Annotated in this window: 3 protein-coding genes; 2 read left to right on the forward strand and 1 reads right to left on the reverse strand. The window is 70.1% G+C overall.

Translation table 11 applies throughout. The annotated features are described in order from the left end of the window. Together ACNA7R_RS18650 and ACNA7R_RS18655 are read left to right on the forward strand one after the other, a co-directional pair. Nucleotides 1-699 (forward strand): TCP-1/cpn60 chaperonin family protein (locus ACNA7R_RS18650; protein ID WP_416285023.1); only part of this gene is annotated, 699 nt, incomplete at its 5' end. 80 nt (nucleotides 700-779) lie between these two features. Next, nucleotides 780-1,127, forward strand: coding sequence for a HalOD1 output domain-containing protein (locus ACNA7R_RS18655; protein WP_416285024.1), 348 nt, complete (start codon nucleotides 780-782; stop codon nucleotides 1,125-1,127). Nucleotides 1,128-1,154: 27 nt separating this feature from the next. Here ACNA7R_RS18655 and ACNA7R_RS18660 read toward each other — a convergent pair whose 3' ends face one another. After that, nucleotides 1,155-1,961 (reverse strand): SAM hydrolase/SAM-dependent halogenase family protein, encoded by an 807-nt coding sequence (locus ACNA7R_RS18660; protein WP_416285025.1) that lies wholly within the window; start codon nucleotides 1,959-1,961, stop codon nucleotides 1,155-1,157. Nucleotides 1,962-2,062 lie beyond the last annotated feature (101 nt).

A 2,062-nucleotide genomic window follows, 5' to 3' on the forward strand; every position in this document is an offset into this window, starting at 1 on the left:
GTCGCGAAGCTCGTCCAGGATCTGGCGGAGCTGGCGCTTGGCCAGACCGAGCATGCCGAAATCGTAGAGGGGTCGCCCGCAGCACAACGTGGCGCCGGGGAGGACGGCTCGGAAGCCGGCGCCCTCGAGGACCTCGAGGAAGCGGACTTCGGCGCGGCCGACCGCGTCCGCGCGCAGAACTACGGCGACGACGACCTCGCGTTCGTCGAGGGCGGTGCGGCCGCCGAGGCCGTCACCGTCTTCGTCCGCGGCGGCACCGAACACGTCGTCGACGAACTCGAGCGCGCCATCGGCGACGCCCTCGACGTCGTCTCGACGGCGCTCGACTCGGGCGAGGTCGTCCCCGGCGCCGGCGCGACCGAGATCGCGATCGCGGACAAGATCCGCTCGGAGGCCGCCGGCATCGAGGGCCGCAAGCAGCTCGCGGTCACCTCCTTCGCCGACGCCCTCGACGTCGTCCCGCGGACGCTGGCGACCAACACCGGCCAGGACCCGATCGATACCCTCGTCGATCTCCGCGCGGCCCACGAGTCCGAGGGCCGGGCCGGTCTGATCACCGACGGCGAGACGGTCACTATCGACGACCCCTTCGAGTACGGCGTCGTCGATCCCGCCGACGTCAAGCGCGAGGCCATCCAGAGCGCGACCGAGGCCGCGACGATGATCGTCCGCATCGACGACGTCATCGCCGCCGAGTAGCCGTCCGGCCATCACCGCGCAGACACTAATTGTATTTTTGACAATATAGTTAAGTAATAATACACAAACCGTCCTGTAGAATGTCCCTCTCCCCACCATCGGACGGGCTGACGCCGGTCGGCGACGCAGCGGGACGAACTGTCTACCGCGACGATGACCGCGAGACCTACCACGTGTGGTGGACCGACGCCGATCCCGAACCCGTCAGCACGGTCCTGGTGTTGGCCGTCGCGTCGGTGCTCGAGACCGCTCCCGAAGAGCTAGAAGCGCTGTCGACGCGGGTCGATCCCGACGCCCTCGACGCCCTGTTCGCCCACTGGGGCCGCCACCGCCTCGAGGACGGAACGACCTCGTTCCGGTTCGCCGGCTGTGCGATCTCCTGTCACGCCACGGGCGAACTCGTCATCGATCCGTCCGCGGATCGCTGATCCCCTGCCGTACGTCGGTTCCGGTGATCAGTCGACGGACTCGAGGACGACCCGGTCGCCGACGTCAAGGTCGAACGCCGCCTCGCCTCGCCCCCGGTTGACGTCGAGTTCGACGTAGCCGTGGCTCCCGACGGTCGCGAGCCGCTCGCCCGCGGGGACGGCCGCGAACGTGTCGCCGGCCGGAACCGGCTCGCCGTTCGCGACGACGCGCTCGCGGCCCTCGAGGTAGTCCCCGGGAACGTTCGTGATCACGTTCCCGAAGTCGTCGACGACCAGCACCTCGCCGGCGGCGCGGCCGTCCTCGATGATCGCCGCGGGAAGCTCGAGGTCGACCGGATCGTCCGTCGGCGTCAGGAACGTCACGGCGTCGAGGCCGCCGCGCTCGTGGACCGCTGCCGCGGTCGGCGCGAAGACGTCCCGACCGTGGAAGGTGTTGCTCCTCGGCCCCTCGCCGGGGTCCGGAGCCGTCTCGCCCGCGGGGACGACCGGCTCGAGTCCCTCCTCGTCGACGACGGCGGTCTCGAGGGGAGCATCGCCGGCGAGCCGGCGAGCGGCGGGTAGCAAAACGCCGTTATCCGGCCCCACGAGCGCGTGGTCGCCCGCCCGGATCGCGATCGCGTCGCGGTCGGTTCCGACACCGGGGTCGACGACGACGAGGTGGGTGGCCGGCGGGAAGTACGGCAGCGTCTCCCGGAGCCAAAAGGCCGCGGTACGGACGTCCTGTCGCGGGAAATCGTGGCCGACGTCGGCCAGCCGCGCATCGGTGCGTCGAAGCAGGACGCCCTTCATCGCCGCGGGGTAGGGCGTCCCGAAGTCCGACGTGAGCGTGATCATGGCCGCGGATACGCCGCGATCGATAAAAACGAACGTGGCTCGAGACGGCCGCCGGGCGAGACTACCCGCCGTTCGTGTCCGACCCGCTGACCATCTGGATC

This window comes from Natronococcus sp. (assembly GCF_047921035.1).
Classification (GTDB): domain Archaea; phylum Halobacteriota; class Halobacteria; order Halobacteriales; family Natrialbaceae; genus Natronococcus.

What these genes read in the sequence shown, in the direction of transcription:
- ACNA7R_RS18655 (WP_416285024.1), top strand. Translation starts at nt 780, where the DNA reads ATGTCCCTCTCCCCACCATCGGACGGGCTGACGCCGGTCGGCGACGCA.
- ACNA7R_RS18660 (WP_416285025.1), bottom strand. Translation starts at nt 1,961, where the DNA reads ATGATCACGCTCACGTCGGACTTCGGGACGCCCTACCCCGCGGCGATG.